Genomic DNA, 19,590 nt, shown 5'->3' on the forward strand with positions numbered 1-19,590 from the left:
CTGCTTAACAAAATGTTAAGCAGTTCTTTTTCATTTCTTATTCTGCCGGAGTTCCCGGTTCAATATCATAAGACTTTTGTACTGCTTCGTCTCTCTCACCGAGACTGTCTGTCGTTTTCTTATCCCATACAGCACTTTGTTTTTCTTTCAGTCCTGAAACCATTTTTTCAGGAATAACGTTACGATACTGCTTAGTCTCTCCGAGGATTACTTTAATTGCAGGTTCTGTCACTTCATGAGGGTCGAACTGCTCACTCGGGAATGCCGTTTTACTGTAATCAAATACAGTATTGCTTAAGTCTGTTTCCCAGTTTTTCCATGTTTCAAATTCACGGTCATTAAATCCTGTTAAATAAGGACCTGGATTAATTGTTGAAACTTCTACATTAAACTCCTGAAGTTCTTTACTCAATGCCAGCGCAAAAGCTTCTATAGTATGTTTTGAACCTGAATACGGACCTGATAACGGGTTAGTTGTAATCCCGGATACCGACGATACGAAAACTATACGTCCGCTCTTATTCTCGACCATTTTACGTGCAAAACCTTTAGTTAAGAGTATCGGCCCAAATACATTAGCCTCAAACTGATGGCGTAAATTCTCTTCAGGTATATCTACTAGTGATCCGCCTTCTTTTACAGCAGCGTTATTCACCAGTACATCAATATCCCATGTCCATGCTTTTTCACGGTCTTTGGCATTCGTCACATCAAGCTTCTCAATCTGCATCGTTACACCGCGTTCTCTAGCTTCCTGCTCCAGTGCAGATACTTGCGACATTACTTCCACTGTCGCAATAACCGGATTGCCTTTTTCTGCTAATGCGAATGCAATATTTTTGCCGAAACCTGTTCCTGCACCTGTAATGAGTACTGTCTGAGTCATTAAAAAGCCTCCTTGAATTGAATATTACCATTCCTAAAATTCTATACCCTTTATGATTTTTTAAATGCATGCTGGTTTTATGAGTATTTTATGAAGGGAATGTAATATTATGATTGAAATTGGAGGGATAACAATGGAACAGCTGTATGAAGATGTTGCATCTTATACTCTAAATCTGTCGGATGACGATGTTTTACAAATCACTGACTTTACTGCTTTAGAACCTATCTATCCTCATTGGTACCGTGCAATGAATACGATGGATATGGCTTCAGAATAAACACTTTTAGACCACTAATTTTTTTAAAGCATTTTTAAAGAGCATGTCTTCGCGCTGACTCGGCATCCAGCTGTTATATTCTTCAAGTTTCATTAAAATCATAGGATCTTTGGTTTTAAAATACCTATAGATATCACCAAATACAAAGTATAAACTTGTATTAACTTCATTAAATATTTCAATCTCTTCTTCAGTCAGTGAATTTTTGTCTACGGCTTTATAAAGATTTTGGAATGCTTTTGCCAATTTGCGATTCAGTTCTTCAGTATCATGAAGCTCGGTGTTATATATTCCTGTTATATTATCGCTGTCTACATTCTGTTCAATCCATGCAATATTCCGTGAGTAATTAGCTATAATGTCACGATTCTCTTCAATTTCATTTAAAATGCGTGTGTGAGAAACTTCAGGGTCATACATATAATTCATAGAGTCATAGTACTTCAGTTCATCAGTGTTACCTTTTATTAAATTCCATATACTTTTCCCATCGGCAGCTGCTGGATTTAAACCTGTAACTAACCCAATAAGTACATTAGTTAATAAAGCGAAATTCAATACTGAATTCTCGATATCAACAATGTACTTCAACATCAGTAGAATAATAATCGCAATAAGATTAAATAGCGCTCCTCCTAGATTGAGCCATATAATATCTTTTTTAGTGATGTGTCCCTTTCTAAGTGGCTTATAAGCAAGCATTGCACCAAAGCTGAAATACATAGGAATTCTTAAATACCATCTGCCGTTCATATACATTCCGGGAAGTCCCGATATAAATGAGATTCTCATACCTCTTAAAAGAGCAATAAAACAGTGCCCTAGTTCATGAAATACTACGGTAAGCATCCAAACAGTAATTATCATCATGAGATAAATTCCATCAAAATCTAAAAATATATGGATAATCGGTGCAACAATATAAAACAATAATATAACTATTAAATTACTTTTTAAAAAATTCATCTCAACTCATTCCTTCGTCCCATATTTAGGAATAGAACATAAAGTAACTTATGAGCATAACCAGAATTAACAGCATCGGTATAGAAAGATATGTTATTACAATATCACCAGCAGTTTTTTTCTTACGAATATTTTTTTCATCATAAAAATCAACTAACTGCCTGTATGTGTATATCTTATACTTACGTTTCATAATCTCCAGGGGAATGGCAGCCAATAATGCTATGATATAAAGCAAAATAGATGATATGAGTAAAGTTCGATTATCCTGAAGAATAGCGGGTACAAATAAGAAAACTGCTATAAGTGCAGAAATTAGCATAATACCAGACCAGAGCTTCCATTTCTTTTGATGAGCTTTTTCACGTATGTATTCAATATCGCCTTTAATTAATTCGTCTATCGAGACATTAAACAGCACACTGAGCATCATTAAATTATGGACATCAGGATAGCTCTTATTATTTTCCCAATTGGATATCGTTTGTCGTGAAACATAAATTTTTTCAGCCAGTTGCTCTTGTGAGTATTCATAACGTTTTCTGTACTTTTTAATTTGTTTACTAAGTTCCATATGAACTACTCCTGTTTTAAAAGTAATTAATTCACTTTAATATTAACACCAATTTTCTTTTACAACTTCATTTTATAGTGTCTAAATGCTTTTACATAGCATCACAACCATATTATACTGCTATGCGTTATATTATATCGCCACGCATTATCTATATGATGCCGGACATCAATTGCAGTTCATTAAAAATTATGCAACAATTAAAGCTTAGCACTAACACTATAGGAGATGATTCCAAATGAACATGCACAAGTTAGTTAAAGTGCTGGCACCAGCGGGAATTGCAGCTACTGTCGTGACAAGCGCACACGTTGCAAGCGGAGATGACGGTATAAATACAGTCGAAGCAGCAGAATCTACAAGCTCAAATTATAAATATCAAGGCGATACAGGATATGGAGATGGAAACTTCCTTCTCAATGAAGCTCTTATCAAAACACTGGAAGAAGACGGTGATTTGGCATTCAACGGGCATACTATTGAAGCTTCAGAAGATGATTATGAAACACGTGCAGATAAAAAATCTGAGTTCGTAGAAGAACATGATCAGAAGTTCACCCTGCGTGACGGGACAGCAACTAAAGTCGTTTTCCCAATTCAAGATGAAACATTGTCAATTGACGACGTAACAGAAGCATACGGAGATGACTTTGAAACAACAGAAAGTAAAAATGGTAAATACGAAACATATGTATATAAACTCGGCGATAAAAAAGATGATGATAAGAAGAATATTATAGCTTTCAAAGTAGAGGACGGGTATGTAACACAAGGTACGATTGGTTACAGCAAGTCTTACTAAAGATAAAAAGTCGGGACAAATAATTTGTCCCGACTTTTCCTAATTTTTTCCGGTTTGCAGATTGCGTGGTCTTATCGACCTCAGAATCAGCACGCCAATACCGAGAAGGACAAGTACCAGCCCCAGCCATGATAGGCTGCTCATATATTCCCCGAGTAAGAAAACACCAAGCAAAGTAGCTGTCAGCGGTTCTGCCAGTGAGAGAGTCACAGCCGTGGAAGAAGACACATTAAACAAACCAATGGAAAAAAGATAATATGCTATTCCGGTCGCTACGACACCAAGATGCAGGCTCACAATTATTCCTTCCTGACTGAACACCCAGGACATATCGAATATGAATAGTAAAGGTGACAGCAGCAGCCCGCTCAAAGTAAATACTACGGCGACTGCCGGCAGAGGAGACATCTTGATTACTATGTCTTTATTGACTATCGTATAGCAGCCAAAAGCGAGTCCCGCTCCCAATGCCAATATAATTCCGAGCGGGTCTGCCTGCACCGATCCCTGACTTGAAAAAAGTAAAATAACACCGGTTACTGACAGTACGGTAGACAGCCACCAAATGGCTGCAGGTTTCTTTTTCAGAAACAGCATTTCAATAATTCCTGTCAGCATCGGCGCGCTGCCAATTGCAACAACAGTACCTATCGCCACGCCGGTAATTGCTACTGCGGAAAAAAATAGAGGTTGATATAAAGCCATACACAGAGACGCAATGAGCGTTGTCTTTAACGGCAGATTTTTTAAATTCAGTTTACCTGTAAGCAGTACGATAATCAGTAAAAATAATCCGCCGATAAAAAGTCTCGCGGTACCAATTGCAACCGGATGGGCTGAATCCGGCGCCAGTGCCTGCATTGTTCCTGTCGTCCCCCAAAGTATCGCTGCCAAAAGAATGAGCAGTGGTGCAAATTGCTGTTTCAAAGAAAATCACCTCATTATAAGTATGTTACAGATATCTTATACAATTATCGGATGATTTACTTTGCCGAAAGCAGCATCTTATTTACCTTTTTTTAAGATTTCTAAATTCATGGGGAGACACGCCCTCGTTTTTCACAAACCAGCGTGTGAAAGAAGATATAATCTCAAAATCCATTTCCCCGGCTATTCTTGTTATCGGCCAGTCAGTCCCAATCAGCATATATCTGGCTTCTTCAATTCGAAGTTCATTTATATATTCTTTCACACTTTTGCCGGTCTGGTTTTTAAACCATTTAGAATAGTAAGCCGGATGGTAATTTTCTATTTGAGCCAGCATTTCCAGACTCAAACGCTGTTTAAAATTTTTATTAATATGTTCAATCGACGGCGGGGTTGCAGTTTTAAGTTTATTTGTAATATAATTCGTTAAATTCAAAAGTGCCGCACTGTCAGATGCTTTCTTTACTTCTTCTGTCAGAAGATACTTTATTGCAGACCAGCCGGCATCCATTGCTTCATACATATCATTTGTACTTCCGGGAAGAATGCGTACCGGAATATCCAAGACCAGAAATTCATTCTGTTCTGATGAATGAAATACATGGTCTGTATAAGGCGCAAGATAAAAACAATATTCCGGGGTAAGATTAACCTGGTGACCAGCCGTTTTTAAATCCATAGAACCATGCAGAGGGAAGAGAAATTGACCGTGTGTGTGATGATGAGATGTGACGGTTTCAGTGTAAATTCTTTTTTCGCAAACAATAGCACTATTTTTCATAAGAAACACCCCTCAAAATACATTATTCGTTATTAGCCGAAACACAATTCTTTTAATAATCAAATCATATATTTAGAAAAATTACTATTTTATCTGCTTTTTTGAAAAAAAAGATCCTGGAGCAAATGCTTCCAGGATCTCTTGATTTACTTTAAATCAGCGAATCTGTATTGATCCGCCGTCAGCCATCAGTGTCTGGCCTGTCATATAATTTGAATCTTCTGATGCTAAAAACACAGCTATCGGACCGATATCTTTTTCAGGGTCTCCCCAGCGTTTCATCGGCACTTTGGAAACAATTGCTTCAAATGTTTCGGGATGTTCTTTTGACCACGCTTCAACACCCGGTGTCATTGCGATTGGGCTGATGATATTCACATTAATACCATATTCTCCCCATTCGTTTGCTGCAACTTTTGAAATCGCACGGATCGCTTCTTTTGCTGCTGCATATGCCGTTTGTGTTTTTTGCCCTTCAAGACCTGCACCGGAGGCAAAATTAATTACGCTGCCTTTAGACTCTTTAAGATGCGGAAATGCACTTTGCATAAGATAAAATGTCGGATAGAATCCTGTATTAAATGAAAAATCCATATCTGCCTGTGTTGTATCTTCAAAGTTCACCTGTCTGGATGCATGTGCATTGTTTACAAGCACATCGAGTTTGCCGTATTTCTCCACAACAGTATCGACGATTTCATGCAGTTTTTCGCGCTCTGTTAAGTCCGCTTTAATGAACATTGAATCCGGTGATATTTCCTGAAGTTCACTCAGTACCGCGTTGCCCTGTTCTTCGTTCAGGTCAACAATCGCTACTTTAGCACCTTCTTTTGCCATTGCTTTCGCCATACCGCTGCCTATCCCGCCGGCACCGCCTGTAATAATAACTGCTTTATCTTTTAATTTCATACTGATCACTCCATTTTGTACAATTTAACTTACATTGCTGTTAAGCCGCCATCAATAATGAATTCAGATCCTGTAGAATAGCTTGATTCTTCTGATGCCAGGAACAGCACCATATTTGTCACTTCTTCCGACTGAGCCATGCGGCGCATTGGGATGTGCTTCGCAAATTCTTTAATCTGTTCTACAGCATCGCCTTCAGTAACCATCGGAGTTTCAATTACACCTGGGTGCACCGAGTTCACTCTGATTCCTAAATGGCCGACTTGCAGTGCAGCTGCTTTAGTCAGCCCTCTGACAGCAAATTTAGAGTCTGTATAGCCGACTGCGCCGCCGACAATCCCGTTCATCGATGAAATGTTCACAATTGAACCGCCTTCAGCTTTTTGCATCGATGGTAACACCGCTTTAATTCCAATGAAAACCGATACCTGGTTAATATCGATAATTTTTTTATATTCTTCAACTGACATATCAGCAATACTCTTGCTCATGCTGATTCCTGCATTGTTTACAAGAACGTTAACCGGACCGAAAGCCGATTCTGTTTTTTCAACAACTTCCTGCCATCCTGCTTCATCAGTCACATCGTGTTTCACAAATAATGCGTTATCCCCAAGCTCAGCAGATAGTTGCTCTCCAACTTCTTCATTTATATCAGTAAATACAACTTTAGCGCCTTCTTCAACGAAACGGCGTACGTGTGATTCTCCCATACCTCTTGCTCCGCCGGTAACAATCGCAACTTTGTTTAATAATTTTGTCATAATGTAATCCTCCAATAATGATAGTCTGACTCTCAATATAATTATAACGCTAATTTAACTGTTATGCTAATATTTAGACATGCATTATAATTAATATTTGAAAGGGGAAGATTGTATGTCAAAACAGCTGGCAAACAAAGAACGCCGTCATAAGGCTATTGTCGATGCTGCCGAAAAACTGCTGATAGAAAGCAGCTGGGACAGCGTGCAGATGCAGGATATCGCAAAAGAAGCTGAAGTTGGTGTCGCAACACTTTTCAGATACTTCCCGAAAAAGCAGACACTGATTATTGCTGTAGCCAATCAGATATTAACTGAAGAACTCGATTTTTACTGTGATATCAGTAAACAGGAGATAACCGGCATTGAAAAAGTCGAATCAATCTTTACGAGAGTAAATAGACTTGATAATCCCGGGGCATTAAAGAAATCGAAGTTTATCGATGTCTTTGAATCGAATATCAGCGAGTTCGATAATTTTGCAGCAGAAGCAAAAGATTACTTCGCCATACGCAATGATATTTCCAATATCGTAAGCAAAATTGTCCAAGAAGGTCAGGCCGATAATACACTGCCTTCCGACGAGTGTGTTACCGATGAAATTATGACGATGATTAATAACTACAGTCTTTTCGCACGGAAGCTTGCGCTGATGAAAGGTATTATGACATTGGAAAAGCACCCGGGTATCAGCACCCAGTTAAAAATTATGCATGACATGTATATGGAAAGACTCAGAGAATCTTAAAAATATATTCATCTTAATGGGAATAGAGCTGGTGGGATTGTGATGAGATTAAATAGAACAAGATTTACAATGACATTTAATATTTCAGTAATACTGGTTTTTATACTTCTTATCTTTATTGCTCCATCGACTTTTCTTCAGGATTTCACACCTGAACAGCGAAGAACTGTGGGGCTTCTTGTACTTGCCATTTATCTATGGACCATTTCTCCTCTGCCGTCAGGAGCAGCGAGTATACTTCTTCTCGCGATGATGATGATTCTCGGACTTGTAGACTCAGTCGAAAGTGCAATGAGCGGATTTCTATCTTCTGCGCTTTATTTCATTTTAATTTTAACTATATTAAGCAGAGTGCTTGTGAAGACCGGTGTCGATAAAGTCGTCGCCTCGCAGCTGCTGAGATTGAATGAAAAAGGTCCTAAAGCGATAGCTGTTGCACTGCCGGTACTGATTGCAATACTCCCTGCACTTATGCCCTCCGCATTCGCACGGCTTAAAATGCTGCTGCCATTCGTAGACAGATTGAATGATTCATTCGGATTTTCAAATCACAGTGTTTTCAAGAAGTATGCATTATATGTTATCGGACTAATGAATCAGAACGGAACTATTATAGTCTATACCGGCGGAGGCTTCCCGGTTTTAGCAGCTCAGCTTTTAAATGACTACAACGTTGCTGATCTGGGCTGGCTGGAATGGTTTCTTATTATTGCACCGCCGCTTTGGCTGGCGCTGCTTATCGTAAATATATTTGCATGGAATTACTTTAAATATTCCTATCCATCCGAAACTCCGGACAGCCAGGTCCAAAAAGCAATTCAGCCTGAAAAGTATTTTGAAACACCACGGGAGAGAAAAAGATTCCAATTTGTAATAATGACTTTTTTGATGATGATTATAGTATGGGCATTGACAGATAATAATGTCGTTCCGACCTTGTTACCGCCAATGATCTTGCTCGTTATTTACTCAATTCCGAAAATCGGTTTGCTGAATAATACAGATATCAGAGCATTTGACTGGGAAAGCTTTCTGCTTCTCGGAGCCTCTTTTTCCATCGGTATTTTACTGGATCAGAATGGAACAGCCGCAGTAATAGCAGAACAGATGATGCAGTTTGTTCCGGAGAATTCCGGATTGATTTTCAAAATCATACTGGTCGCTTTAATTACTTTTGCATTCAGAATGATATTCATTGTTCCCTCATCCGCCATAATAGTAATTTTCCCTGTCGTGGTTTCTTACGCAGACATCACCAACATACCTGTATTGAGTCTTGCATTCCTTGTAATTTTAATTGTGGGCGGTACAAATATTTTACCCATACATTCACCCACATCATATTTCGCTTTTCAATCAGGGGTTCTCAGTAAAAAAGATCATTATATAATCGCAGCATTTTCCACAGTCACATTCATTATCACAGCAATAATCGCTGCATCAACTTATTGGATACTGTGGTTGTAAAAATAATCATTTGAAAATTTTGTCTCTTTCCTCCGAAGCAGAATCAGTCCCTTCTCTATTCTGTTATAATAGGCAATAGTCTACTTGAGAAAGAATGATTATATATGAAGCGTTTTTTAGAAGTAAGTCTTGAAACTAAAATAAATGGGATATTGATTGGCGTTATAAGCCTGATTATCATTTCATTGTCAGCTTTTTACCTTTATCACTCAGGCAATGAATATTACGATAACGCAAAAAGACTAACTCTCCAATCTGCAAAAACTATTTCTTTTTTACCATCAATAACTGACAGTGATAATTTAAAAGATAATGAAAAAATTCAGACGCTGACCAATCAGTATATTTTTGAGAATGATATAGATTTCGTTATTGTGAAAAATAAAGAAGGAACTATTCTGTCCCATCCAAACCCTTCAATGATTGGGGAACATGAACCATACGAGGAAGACATGCGTGCGAATATTTTTGGTGCTTACTATACGGAAGTAACCGATAAATATATAGAACCTGCTGTTATAGCCATAGCTCCTGTCTATACGGGAAATGAAGTTAGGCAATTGAGCGGCGTAGTTAAAGTCGGTTATTTTGAAAGTAAAATTACTGAGAAAGTGCTGAATAAACTGTATCAGCTTTCATTCATTATTATCTTTTTCATCATTCTAAGTTTCTTTATCAGCAGATGGTTTGGAAAATACATAAAATCAGAGACACTCGGTTACGAACCAAAAGAAATCACTATGATTCTTAAAAACCGGGAAAACATTTTTTCAGCTTTGGATGAAGGTATCATTGCGGCTGATTTATCCGGAAAAATTATTTATATTAATGAGGCGGCCCGTAAATATCTCGGAAGCTCTGCAGGTACTCATGTGAATGATAATATTCATGATTATTTTAAAAACGATTTAGAAAAATATATAGATAAAAATGACAGCAATCATGGCATCAGATATTTCGAAACTTATTTAAATGACAAAGAAATTGTCGTTATTGTTAATAATCTCTACGAAAAAGAAGAGCGTTCTGGTCACGTCATTATATTAAGAGATATGACAGAGATGTCCGAGCTTTCCAATAAACTAACAATTGTAGAATCACTCTTTGATGATTTACGAGCACAAAGCCATGAGTATAAAAACAGACTTCACCTTATTTCAGGATTGCTGGAAATGCAAAAATATCATGGCATACGGGATGTACTTGATGATGAAATAGATAATCTGGATTTATATGAAAAAAACCTGATTGGTATCGAAGAAGACCGAATAAAAGCTCTGCTGATTGCCAAAATGAATAAAGCCGCTGAAAAACAGGTTAATTTCAAAATCGATGATCAGAGCCAGATGATTCCCATTTTCGATAAACATAAAATTAACGCTCTGATTACTATTATCAGTAATCTCATTGATAATGCCATTGAAGCAGTACTCGATCAGAATGAACCTGAAATCAATTTCTATATTGGTTATTTTGACGGATGGATGGAAATTGTAGTTCAGGATAACGGCAGCGGTATAAATAATGAAGAGAATATCTTTAAAAAGGGTTATTCGACTAAGAACGGCGGTATCAACAGAGGCTACGGACTTTATAACGTTACTGCAAATGTTGAGCTTCTCGAAGGATATATAGACGTCAAATCCAGGAACGGTCAAACTGTATTTACGGTTGAAATTCCTATAGTCGAGGAAGGAGAATATAATATTGAAAATTCTTATAGTTGAAGACGATTTTAGAATAGCAGAAATGTACAAGGAATACTTGTTGAAAAATGCACCTGAAGACGAGATACACATTGCTCTGAATGCAGCTGAGAGTCTAAAAACCATACAGAACCACGATATTAATCTCATGCTTGTAGATATTTACCTCCCCGATATGCATGGTGACAAATTAATAGAAAATGTTTTAAAACAATATCCTTATATGAACTTTATAGTAGTAACAGCAAGTCAGGAAAGTGAAAAAGTTAAAAATGCGATGCAGCTCGGCGCACTATACTATTTAGTCAAGCCTGTAAAACTGGATAAATTAAGTGAGACTGTTAATGACTATAAAAAGAAAAATGTGACTCTTTCAAAATCAATTGAACTGGAACAAGATGATATAGATATGTATTTCGGGCGCATAGGGACACCTGCGGTAAACAGTCTTCCAAAAGGCATTGACCCATTGACACTTAAAAAGATTGAAGAAGTTTTTTCAAACCAGCATGAATGGACATCATCCCAGCTGGGTGAGCATTTGGGAACTTCCAGAACAACGGTCCGAAGATATTTGGAATACATGAGAGAGTTGGGAAAGCTGACTGTTTCTCAGGATTTTGGAGATAAGGGACGGCCTGAAAAAAAGTATAAAAAGAACCTATCGTGAACTTTATGTTTTTTAATAACATAAAGTTCTTTATATTTTTAACTTTGGTAGCGTTTACATTTTAAGGTTATCTATTTAAGATGAGTAGCAGTAACGAAAAATGAATTTTCAAACTATTGGAAGGGGATGTATTTTATGAAAGGCCATATGAAAATATTTTCAGGAATCATGTTATCCGCTGCGCTAGTGCTCGCAGGGTGCAGCAGCGGTGACAGTTCAGCAGATTCGGACGCAGCTTATCCTAGTAAGAACCTTGAAATTGTTGCACCTGCAACACCAGGCGGCGGTTGGGATACTACAGCACGTGCTATGCAAAATGTTCTTGATTCAGAAGGACTTGTTGAATCAAATATGAACGTTGTTAATAAACCCGGAGGTGGAGGTGAAGTCGGCTGGCAATACCTTAAAGGTAAAGATGGCCATACGATTTCAATTAACTCGAGTCTCGTAATTGCTAACAACCTTTTAGGTCAAAGTGAACTTACATATGAAGATTTCACGCCATTAGCAGTTCTTGCTACAGAGTGGATGACAGTTGCAGTTCCAGGGGATTCTGAAATTGAAGATGGAATCACGATGCTCGACCAACTGAAAGAAGATCCTAAATCACTGAAAATCGGTGTGGGTCCGGCTCTTGGAAATAATGACCATCTTTCTTTTGTACGTGTTGCAGAAGAGTATGGCGTAGATGTATCACAGCTTGATTACATGATTTACGAAAGTGGTGGAGACATTCTGACTGCTCTGATGGGCGGACATATTGACGTTGCTACACTATCAATTTCAGAATCACTTGATCAGCATCTAGATGGCAGCATCAATATTATTGCTACAACTGCTGATGAACCAATTCCGGAAGATGAAAACATTCAGTCATGGCAGGATCAAGGTATTGACTTTACCTTCCCTCACTGGAGAGGAATCATGGGACCGCCTGATATGACAGAAGAAGAAATAGCATATTGGGATGACACATTCGCCGAAATGGTTGAAACCGAAGGCTGGCAGCAGGTTCTGGATAACAACAGCTGGGATGACTATTACATGAACAGCGAAGAAACACGCGCTTTCCTTGACGAACAGAGCGTAATGTATGAAGACCTTATGAAAAAAGCAGGTTTAACTGAATAATATAATCATAATACGGAAAAGTGGGTGGAGACCATTAGATTTATAGTACCTTCAATCATATTATTAATTTCCGTAATCTATCTGATACTGACATTTAATTTACCTGAATCTAAAGTTGGAAATCCTACAGCAGCAATGAACTATCCGCTGCTGATAGGTTTTTCACTTTTAGGACTGTCTGTTCTTTATATACTATCTGAAATTAAAGATAAGAAGAAAACATTTACGGCATTTAAAATATTTGCTGATAAAGAGCTGACAATCAAAGTAATCGTTGTGTTGGTATTCTGCTTAGGTTACACATTATTATTTGAACGCATTGGCTTTTTAATTTCGACAGTTTTATTTTTAGGAGCTTTATTATTTTTAATAAACGGAAGACGCAAATGGTTAATGAATATTACTGTGGCAGTTTTATTTTCATTTATTTCATGGTACACGTTCGCAGAACTGTTAAGCGTCAGTTTGCCGTAGGGGAGGCTTATCGATGGGTGTAGATTGGAATAGTTTTTTTGAAGGTTTAACAACGGCCATGAGTCTCCAAAATATAATATTCATCATTCTCGGCGGACTTCTTGGAACGATTGTCGGTATGCTTCCAGGACTTGGTCCTGCCACAGCAATAGCAGTTCTTATTCCTATTACGTTTGGAATGGATTCGACCAGTGCACTGGTGCTTCTCGGTGCAATTTACTACGGAGCAATGTACGGTGGTTCCAGAAGTTCGATATTAATCAATACACCGGGTGATGGATCAGCAATTGCAGCAACATTTGACGGCTACCCTATGACCAGAAAAGGACAAGCTGGTCAAGCTTTAACATTGGCCACAATTGCTTCTTTAATTGGTGGTACTATAGCGATTGTAGGATTTGTATTTCTTGCTCAACCATTAGCAAACTTTGCATTGCGGTTTGGTCCTGCAGAATACTTCTTCCTGCTGTTATTCACACTTTCAGCTGTAGTTTCTCTTGCAAAAGGAAACATGATCAAAGGCTTTGTTTCAATGGCTCTTGGTCTCCTTATAACAACAATTGGTGTTGATTCACAGTCAGGTGTATATCGTTATACATTTGATATTCCACACCTGAGCGAGGGAATCGATTTTCTAGTAGTTATTATCGGTATTTACGCTGTAGGGGAAGTACTTTATAATATTTTACTTCTTAATGATGACAGCCAGAGAATTAAAGAAAGTGTCGGTAAAACCTGGATTACAAAAGAGCAGTGGAAACGTTCATTCTGGCCGATGATCCGCCAGTCTCCGGTAGGTTTCCTAATTGGTATACTTCCAGGTGCCGGCGGTTCAATCGCATCTATGATCAGTTATTCAACTGAACAGCAACTATCTAAAAAAAGTGATGAATTCGGTAAAGGTGCTCCAGAAGGTCTTGCAGCACCAGAATCTTCAAATAACGCGGCAGCAGTTGGTGCATTTATACCAATGCTTACTATGGGAATTCCGGGTTCAGGTACAACAGCAGTAATCCTTGGAGCCCTTATAATGCTCGGACTGCAGCCTGGACCAATGCTGTTCCAGAATCAGCCGGATGTCGTGTGGACATTCATCAACAGTTTATTCATCGGTAACATTGCACTTGTTATTATGAATATACTTTTAATCGGTGTCTTAATTAAGATTTTAAAAACACCGCCTAAAGTACTCTATCCAATTATATTAGTGCTTGCATTTATTGGGACATATACACTCGGGTATAGTATTGTCGACTTTGCTATCCTGATGATTTTTGGAGTTATTGGTCTGTTTATGAAGATTCTTAACATTCCTACTGCACCGCTCATTCTTGCAGTTATAATCGGCCACCAGCTGGAACAGAACTTCAGAATGGCAAGTGTAAGTTACGATAATGTCTTTGCAATGATGACTGCTTCACCAATAGCAATTTTATTTGCAGTATTAACTGTGTCATCTGTATTTCTTCCTATGATACTTGGACGTCTTTCAAGAGTAAAAGTTAATAATAAAGGATGATGAAAATTGACTTGGATTATTGAAGAATCAAAAAGCCAGCAGCAGCTGGCTTCAGATTTTATGGAGCATGTAAAAAAAGATAATGCATTACCAGTAGTGGGAGCTCATGATGGCATGAGCTCCCTTTTGGCAAAAAAATGCGGTTTTAATCATCTGTATCTTTCCGGTGGCGCACTGTCGGCAAGTATGGGTATTCCTGACATAGGGCTTTTGACTCTGGAAGATGTCGCCGGCCGTGCACGTGAAATTATAAGAGCATCAAATCTTCCCCTGCTGGTTGATATCGACAACGGGTTTGGAGAACCTTTAAATGTGGCACGGACATGTCTCGAAATGGTCGAAGCAAGGGTAGCTGCTGTTCAAATCGAAGATCAGCAGATTCCTAAAAAATGCGGACATTTAAACGGGAAAAAACTGATTTCTGAAGATGATATGGTTAAAAAGATTCAAATGATTAAAAAGACTGCCCCAACGCTTAAAATTGTTGCACGCTCTGATGCATATGCTGTGGAAGGGATGCCAGGCATGACTGAAAGGCTTCACGCATATATAGAAGCCGGTGCCGACATCGTATTTCCCGAGGCAATGCGTTGTGAAGATGACTTCCGCTTTATGCGAAAAGAATTTGATGTTCCTGTACTTGCCAACATGACTGAATTCGGCAAAACAGACTATATTGACCTTGCAACTTTTTCTGACATAGGAATTAATCTGGTTATCTTTCCTGTAACTTCACTCAGGGCTGCCGCTTATAATGTCGAAGAAACTTATAAAGTAATAAAAGAAAAAGGCACTCAGAAATCTGTACTGGATAAACTCCAGACGCGCCAAGAGCTGTATGAAATTCTTAAACTGCACGAATATGAAGAAATGGATTCTAAAATTGCACGTACAGTACTGCCGGTGAACAAGTAGATGACTGAGCAAGTATATAGTGCGCCCAATAGTAGAATCGGTTATATTATCTGAAACAGTAATTCTCTTGCCGAAGAATATTATTTATTTTATGTCCCGGTCCCATTTTATATTCTACGCTTGAATTCCAAGCCGTAATCATTACATTTTTTAATTAATAAATGTATACTCAAATTAAAAATAAGGCGGGATAATAAATGAGCAGTATTTATGATATAGAAGTTGAGTCTACAGTCCACAGCACTTATAAGTTAGATAAGTACAAAGATCATGTAATAGTCATAGTAAACACAGCAACAAAATGCGGTTTAAGCGGACAGTTTGACGGACTTGAAAAGCTGTATCAGCAATACAAAGATCAGAAGTTTATCATTCTAGGTTTCCCATGTAACCAGTTTGCCAATCAGGAGCCGGGCAGCGCGGAAGAGGCTGCTGAGTCTTGCAAAATTAATTACGGCGTTACTTTCCCAATTCATGAAAAAATTAATGTTAACGGTGAGAATGAACACCCGTTGTACACTCATTTAAAAGAACAGCAGGGCGGATTGCTCGGCAGTAAAATCAAATGGAACTTCACTAAATTTGTAATAGACAGAAACGGTGAAGTTGTAAAACGATTCAGTCCAAAAGACGAACCTGAAAAAATGGATAACCTGATCCAGGAACTGCTGGAACAATAAAAAACTGCCTCGCCGGATAATACCGGTGAGGCAGTTTTTTTGTTATGTTTTTTTATTTCTTATTACGGTGATCTTTCAGTTTATCGATTAAATTCTGCATCTCATCGATATAATTTCTTTCCTGTTCTTCTTCATTCACTTCATCAATGCTTATCTGTTCCGCCTGTTCTTCCTGGCGTTGTTTCGCATCAATATCTTTTTGAGTAATGATTTCACCTTCAGGCGTCATATACTTCTTATGCATGTTGCGTGTTTCTTTGTCGATATAGCTGTAAAAGATCGGAATTACAAACAGTGTAAAGAACGTACTGCTGACGAGTCCACCGATGACTACTGTCCCCATCGGTGCGACCATCTCTCCGCCTTCACCGATACCCATTGCCAGCGGCAGCATACCAAGCGCTGTTGTCAGTGCTGTAATAATAATCGGACGGAAACGGTGCTGAACACTGATTTCGAGCGCTTCAATTGTCGGAATACCTTTTTCTTTCTGCTGATTCGTATAGTCGACAAGCAGTATGGAGTTGTTGACCACTATCCCGAGCAGCATTATAATACCGACGAATGACACAACGCTTAACGGGCTGTCTGTAAGTACCAGTGCCGCCATGACACCGACAATACTTAACGGCATTGCCATAATAACGATAAACGGATGTCTGAACGATTCAAACTGTGCAACCATGACCAGGTAGATAAATACTACACCTAAGACGATTGCGAGCAGCATTTGAGGAATCGCATCCCCAAGCATTTCAAGATCTCCCCCTACAGAATAGTGAGTATCTTCACTGAAGTCTGCGCCTGCAACGATATCTTCGACGTATGTGCCTGCTTCATTAAGAGACATATCTGAAGAATAAGTTACTGTCAGTTCACTTGTTTCTTCCTGGTCGTTGCGCGTAATTAACGGCAGCATTTCAGTTTCTTCCAGTTCTGCGACTTCGCTGATTTGAACGTACTCACCTTCAGCATTTGGAATCTCAAGTGTTTCAAAATTCGATACGCTGTCGAGATACGTATCCGGGTATTTCACATTGATAGAAAGATAATCATTATTTGCTTCAACTGTAGATGCTTCCACACCGTTTGAAGCTTCGTATAAGGCCTGACCGATCTGGGCCGGCTGCAGACCATTTTCACGTGCTGCATCTCTGTCGACTCTGATCTGCATTTCTTCTACCATATCTTCACGGCTTGAAGCTACGCCGTCGATACTGCCGTCTGCTTCCAGTTCATCGATAATAATCGCTTCTGATTCCGCTAAACGTTCAGCGTTGTCATCAGATACTCTCAGCATCAGCGTGTTCGGCTCTGAGCTTATGCCGGACTGGGACATCGGAATCACATTAATATCTGCTGATTCATCAAGTCCTTCTATCTCATCTTCAATATTGCTTATAAATTCATTGGTTGTAACATTACGGTCCGCCTGGCTTACCAGTGTGGCTGTAATACTCGCTTTGTTTGTTTCTTCCGACATTGACATCATCGGCTGCAGAGAACCGACGTTGCTTAAGTACATTTCTACTTCAGAGTAATCTTCCAGCTGATTTTCAATACTTTGAACTGTTTCAAAAGTATCTTCATAAATTGTGCCCTGTTCTTTTTCAATTTCAATTGTTAAAGCACCTTCATCGCTTTCGGGCATTAAAGTCATACCTTGATTGACAATTCCGAGAATACCTGCTGCCACCAGCAATACAGTAATGATCATTACTAAGAAACGGTGCTGTAAAGTCCAGCGCGTAAACTTAGTCAGTAATTTCATGTAAGGTCTTTCGCTGCGTGCTTTTTCAATATTTTCTTTAGGCGCATTTAAAATGCGGCTTGAAATCATCGGTACTACAGTTAACGCGATGAATAATGAAGCAAACAGACTGAATACCACTGTAATTGCCAGCGGTGTGAATAACTGTCCTACAAGGCCACTGACGAAGACAACCGGTGCAAACACTGCTGCAGTGGTTAATGTTGATGCAATAATAGCGGAAGCGACTTCTTTTGTTCCGTCACTTGCTGCTTTTTTAGGATCTTTGCCCATAGACAGATGTCTGTATATATTTTCTATTACAACAACCGAGTTATCGACCAGCATACCGATGCCGAGCGCAAGTCCGCCGAGTGTCATTAAGTTAATGCTGATATTTGTAAAGAATAACAGCGCAAATGTTGTAATAACTGAGAATGGTATTGCAAGTCCGATGATTAACGGCGCTTTCAGATTTCTCAGGAAAGCAAACAGTATAATCATTGCAAGTACCGCACCGCTGATTAGTGACGTGTATACACTGTTAATCGCGAGGTCGATATATTCACCTTCATCGTAAAGTGTTTCAACAGTTAAGTTGCTGAATTCATCTTCATCGAGTTTTTCATCGAGTACTTCATTGAATTCACTGTTTACGTTCGATGCGTTTGCATCGGATGCAAGCATAACGTCAATAGAAAGTGCGTTATCCTGATTCAGCCTAGTGATTGAATTGCTGTCCTGTTCTTCAATAGACACATCTGCAATATCATCCAGTGTCAGCGTTCCGCCGTCCGGCAGATCCGCAATAACCAGTTCGCGCAATGTTTCAACACCGTCGATATTACTCACTGTCCGTGTTGAAATCGAGGTGCGGCTTTCTGTATCAACTATGGTTGCGTTAGGAATAGATATATTGTTCGCTTCTATAAGTCCTGCAACATCGCTTTGGCTCATATTAACTTCAGATAATGCATCGACATCCAGATTAACCTGGATTTCTTCGACGACAGTACCATTTTGAGATATCGAAGCGACACCTTCAATGTTTTCTAATTCAGTGACTAAGCCATCGACCTGCCCCTGATAGTCAGCAACATTTTCACCGCTTGAAGTAACTGCCATCTGGATACTCGGCATCATCGAGATATCGAATTCAAGGAATGCAGGATCTCCTGCCTGTTCAGGCAGCTGAACGCTTTCCAGTGCTCTAGTTATATCACTTTCCACTTCATCAATTGTCATATCATAACCAAATTCTAAAATAACAACTGAAGAGCTTTCTTGTGATTGAGAAGATATATTCGATAGTCCGTTAATGGATGACAATTCCGATTCTATCGGTTTCGTGACATCCTCCATTACTTCCTCGGGACCCGCCCCCTGGTAAGTTGTTGCCACTGCCGCAATCGGAGGCTGGATGTTTGGCATAAGCTGAAGTGGAAGTCTTGTTAAAGAAACGATTCCGAGCAGCATAAGTATAATCATAACGACGATTGTAAATTTAGGGCGTCTTATGGAAAAATCCGATAGTTTCAAATTGAGTACTCTCCTTATATATTTGTTTATTTGTTTAAGCCGACAACGTGTTGTATAATCCCTTATAATCATAATAAAGTAGTTGAATACTATCAATAAACA

At 38.8% G+C, this 19,590-nt stretch carries 19 protein-coding genes; 11 read left to right on the forward strand and 8 right to left on the reverse strand.

The window, feature by feature from the left end:
- Positions 1 to 37: 37 nt before the first annotated feature.
- Positions 38 to 886: an SDR family oxidoreductase gene (locus HNR41_RS07675; RefSeq protein WP_184283357.1), complete on the reverse strand. Its 849-nt coding sequence runs from the start codon at positions 884 to 886 to the stop codon at positions 38 to 40.
- Positions 887 to 1,019: 133 nt separating this feature from the next.
- Between HNR41_RS07675 and HNR41_RS07680 the strand changes: the two genes are divergently transcribed.
- Complete coding sequence (locus HNR41_RS07680) at positions 1,020 to 1,166, forward strand: hypothetical protein (RefSeq protein WP_184283360.1); 147 nt, start codon at positions 1,020 to 1,022, stop codon at positions 1,164 to 1,166.
- Between the two features lie 6 nt (positions 1,167 to 1,172).
- Here HNR41_RS07680 and HNR41_RS07685 read toward each other — a convergent pair whose 3' ends face one another.
- Both HNR41_RS07685 and HNR41_RS07690 read right to left on the reverse strand, forming a co-directional pair.
- A complete protein-coding gene (locus tag HNR41_RS07685) occupies positions 1,173 to 2,132 on the reverse strand; it encodes a site-2 protease family protein (RefSeq protein WP_184283362.1) in 960 nt (319 codons plus the stop codon).
- A gap of 25 nt (positions 2,133 to 2,157) precedes the next feature.
- The gene (locus HNR41_RS07690; RefSeq protein WP_184283363.1) at positions 2,158 to 2,706 is read right to left on the reverse strand and encodes a helix-turn-helix transcriptional regulator; all 549 of its coding nucleotides are present in this window, start codon (positions 2,704 to 2,706) and stop codon (positions 2,158 to 2,160) included.
- A gap of 238 nt (positions 2,707 to 2,944) precedes the next feature.
- On the opposite strand from HNR41_RS07690, the gene isaB reads away from it, so the two are divergent.
- A complete protein-coding gene (isaB, locus tag HNR41_RS07695; protein ID WP_184283365.1) occupies positions 2,945 to 3,508 on the forward strand; it encodes an immunodominant staphylococcal antigen IsaB family protein in 564 nt (187 codons plus the stop codon).
- A 39-nt stretch (positions 3,509 to 3,547) separates the two neighbouring features.
- Here the strand turns inward: isaB and HNR41_RS07700 are convergent, their stop codons facing one another.
- The 4 genes from HNR41_RS07700 to HNR41_RS07715 form a co-directional block, all read right to left on the reverse strand.
- Positions 3,548 to 4,435 (reverse strand): DMT family transporter, encoded by an 888-nt coding sequence (locus HNR41_RS07700; protein ID WP_184283367.1) that lies wholly within the window; start codon positions 4,433 to 4,435, stop codon positions 3,548 to 3,550.
- An 82-nt stretch (positions 4,436 to 4,517) separates the two neighbouring features.
- Positions 4,518 to 5,216 (reverse strand): AraC family transcriptional regulator, encoded by a 699-nt coding sequence (locus HNR41_RS07705; protein WP_184283369.1) that lies wholly within the window; start codon positions 5,214 to 5,216, stop codon positions 4,518 to 4,520.
- Between the two features lie 156 nt (positions 5,217 to 5,372).
- On the reverse strand, positions 5,373 to 6,125 hold the full coding sequence (locus HNR41_RS07710) for an SDR family NAD(P)-dependent oxidoreductase (protein WP_184283371.1): 753 nt from the start codon (positions 6,123 to 6,125) through the stop codon (positions 5,373 to 5,375).
- Positions 6,126 to 6,154: 29 nt separating this feature from the next.
- Positions 6,155 to 6,889, reverse strand: a complete 735-nt coding sequence (locus tag HNR41_RS07715; RefSeq protein ID WP_184283373.1) for a glucose 1-dehydrogenase — start codon at positions 6,887 to 6,889, stop codon at positions 6,155 to 6,157.
- 115 nt (positions 6,890 to 7,004) lie between these two features.
- On the opposite strand from HNR41_RS07715, the gene HNR41_RS07720 reads away from it, so the two are divergent.
- The 9 genes from HNR41_RS07720 to HNR41_RS07760 all read left to right on the forward strand — a co-directional run bounded on the left by HNR41_RS07720 (position 7,005) and on the right by HNR41_RS07760 (position 16,199).
- On the forward strand, positions 7,005 to 7,637 hold the full coding sequence (locus tag HNR41_RS07720; protein ID WP_184283375.1) for a TetR/AcrR family transcriptional regulator: 633 nt from the start codon (positions 7,005 to 7,007) through the stop codon (positions 7,635 to 7,637).
- Positions 7,638 to 7,679: 42 nt separating this feature from the next.
- Positions 7,680 to 9,104 carry an SLC13 family permease gene (locus tag HNR41_RS07725; protein WP_184283377.1) on the forward strand — a complete coding sequence of 475 codons (1,425 nt, stop codon included), beginning with the start codon at positions 7,680 to 7,682 and terminating at the stop codon, positions 9,102 to 9,104.
- A gap of 104 nt (positions 9,105 to 9,208) precedes the next feature.
- A complete protein-coding gene (locus HNR41_RS07730) occupies positions 9,209 to 10,831 on the forward strand; it encodes a sensor histidine kinase (RefSeq protein WP_184283379.1) in 1,623 nt (540 codons plus the stop codon).
- On the forward strand, positions 10,812 to 11,480 hold the full coding sequence (locus HNR41_RS07735; RefSeq protein ID WP_184283381.1) for a response regulator: 669 nt from the start codon (positions 10,812 to 10,814) through the stop codon (positions 11,478 to 11,480). The genes HNR41_RS07730 and HNR41_RS07735 overlap by 20 nt, the downstream gene beginning before the upstream one ends.
- A gap of 135 nt (positions 11,481 to 11,615) precedes the next feature.
- Positions 11,616 to 12,611, forward strand: a complete 996-nt coding sequence (locus tag HNR41_RS07740) for a tripartite tricarboxylate transporter substrate binding protein (RefSeq protein ID WP_184283383.1) — start codon at positions 11,616 to 11,618, stop codon at positions 12,609 to 12,611.
- A gap of 24 nt (positions 12,612 to 12,635) precedes the next feature.
- On the forward strand, positions 12,636 to 13,085 hold the full coding sequence (locus HNR41_RS07745) for a tripartite tricarboxylate transporter TctB family protein (protein WP_184283385.1): 450 nt from the start codon (positions 12,636 to 12,638) through the stop codon (positions 13,083 to 13,085).
- Between the two features lie 13 nt (positions 13,086 to 13,098).
- Positions 13,099 to 14,604 (forward strand): tripartite tricarboxylate transporter permease, encoded by a 1,506-nt coding sequence (locus HNR41_RS07750; protein ID WP_184283387.1) that lies wholly within the window; start codon positions 13,099 to 13,101, stop codon positions 14,602 to 14,604.
- A gap of 6 nt (positions 14,605 to 14,610) precedes the next feature.
- Positions 14,611 to 15,519, forward strand: coding sequence for a methylisocitrate lyase (prpB, locus tag HNR41_RS07755; RefSeq protein WP_184283389.1), 909 nt, complete (start codon positions 14,611 to 14,613; stop codon positions 15,517 to 15,519).
- 197 nt (positions 15,520 to 15,716) lie between these two features.
- Positions 15,717 to 16,199 (forward strand): glutathione peroxidase, encoded by a 483-nt coding sequence (locus HNR41_RS07760; protein WP_184283391.1) that lies wholly within the window; start codon positions 15,717 to 15,719, stop codon positions 16,197 to 16,199.
- 52 nt (positions 16,200 to 16,251) lie between these two features.
- Here the strand turns inward: HNR41_RS07760 and HNR41_RS07765 are convergent, their stop codons facing one another.
- Positions 16,252 to 19,488 (reverse strand): efflux RND transporter permease subunit, encoded by a 3,237-nt coding sequence (locus HNR41_RS07765; protein ID WP_184283393.1) that lies wholly within the window; start codon positions 19,486 to 19,488, stop codon positions 16,252 to 16,254.
- Between the last annotated feature and the right edge of the window lie 102 nt (positions 19,489 to 19,590).

The organism is Jeotgalicoccus coquinae, from assembly GCF_014207425.1.
Classification (GTDB): domain Bacteria; phylum Bacillota; class Bacilli; order Staphylococcales; family Salinicoccaceae; genus Jeotgalicoccus; species Jeotgalicoccus coquinae.

Coding starts and splice junctions, on each gene's coding strand:
- HNR41_RS07675 (WP_184283357.1), bottom strand. CDS start 886: ATGACTCAGACAGTACTCATTACAGGTGCAGGAACAGGTTTCGGCAAA.
- HNR41_RS07680 (WP_184283360.1), top strand. CDS start 1,020: ATGGAACAGCTGTATGAAGATGTTGCATCTTATACTCTAAATCTGTCG.
- HNR41_RS07685 (WP_184283362.1), bottom strand. CDS start 2,132: ATGAATTTTTTAAAAAGTAATTTAATAGTTATATTATTGTTTTATATT.
- HNR41_RS07690 (WP_184283363.1), bottom strand. CDS start 2,706: ATGGAACTTAGTAAACAAATTAAAAAGTACAGAAAACGTTATGAATAC.
- isaB (WP_184283365.1), top strand. CDS start 2,945: ATGAACATGCACAAGTTAGTTAAAGTGCTGGCACCAGCGGGAATTGCA.
- HNR41_RS07705 (WP_184283369.1), bottom strand. CDS start 5,216: ATGAAAAATAGTGCTATTGTTTGCGAAAAAAGAATTTACACTGAAACC.
- HNR41_RS07710 (WP_184283371.1), bottom strand. CDS start 6,125: ATGAAATTAAAAGATAAAGCAGTTATTATTACAGGCGGTGCCGGCGGG.
- HNR41_RS07715 (WP_184283373.1), bottom strand. CDS start 6,889: ATGACAAAATTATTAAACAAAGTTGCGATTGTTACCGGCGGAGCAAGA.
- HNR41_RS07720 (WP_184283375.1), top strand. CDS start 7,005: ATGTCAAAACAGCTGGCAAACAAAGAACGCCGTCATAAGGCTATTGTC.
- HNR41_RS07725 (WP_184283377.1), top strand. CDS start 7,680: ATGAGATTAAATAGAACAAGATTTACAATGACATTTAATATTTCAGTA.
- HNR41_RS07730 (WP_184283379.1), top strand. CDS start 9,209: ATGAAGCGTTTTTTAGAAGTAAGTCTTGAAACTAAAATAAATGGGATA.
- HNR41_RS07740 (WP_184283383.1), top strand. CDS start 11,616: ATGAAAGGCCATATGAAAATATTTTCAGGAATCATGTTATCCGCTGCG.
- HNR41_RS07750 (WP_184283387.1), top strand. CDS start 13,099: ATGGGTGTAGATTGGAATAGTTTTTTTGAAGGTTTAACAACGGCCATG.
- HNR41_RS07760 (WP_184283391.1), top strand. CDS start 15,717: ATGAGCAGTATTTATGATATAGAAGTTGAGTCTACAGTCCACAGCACT.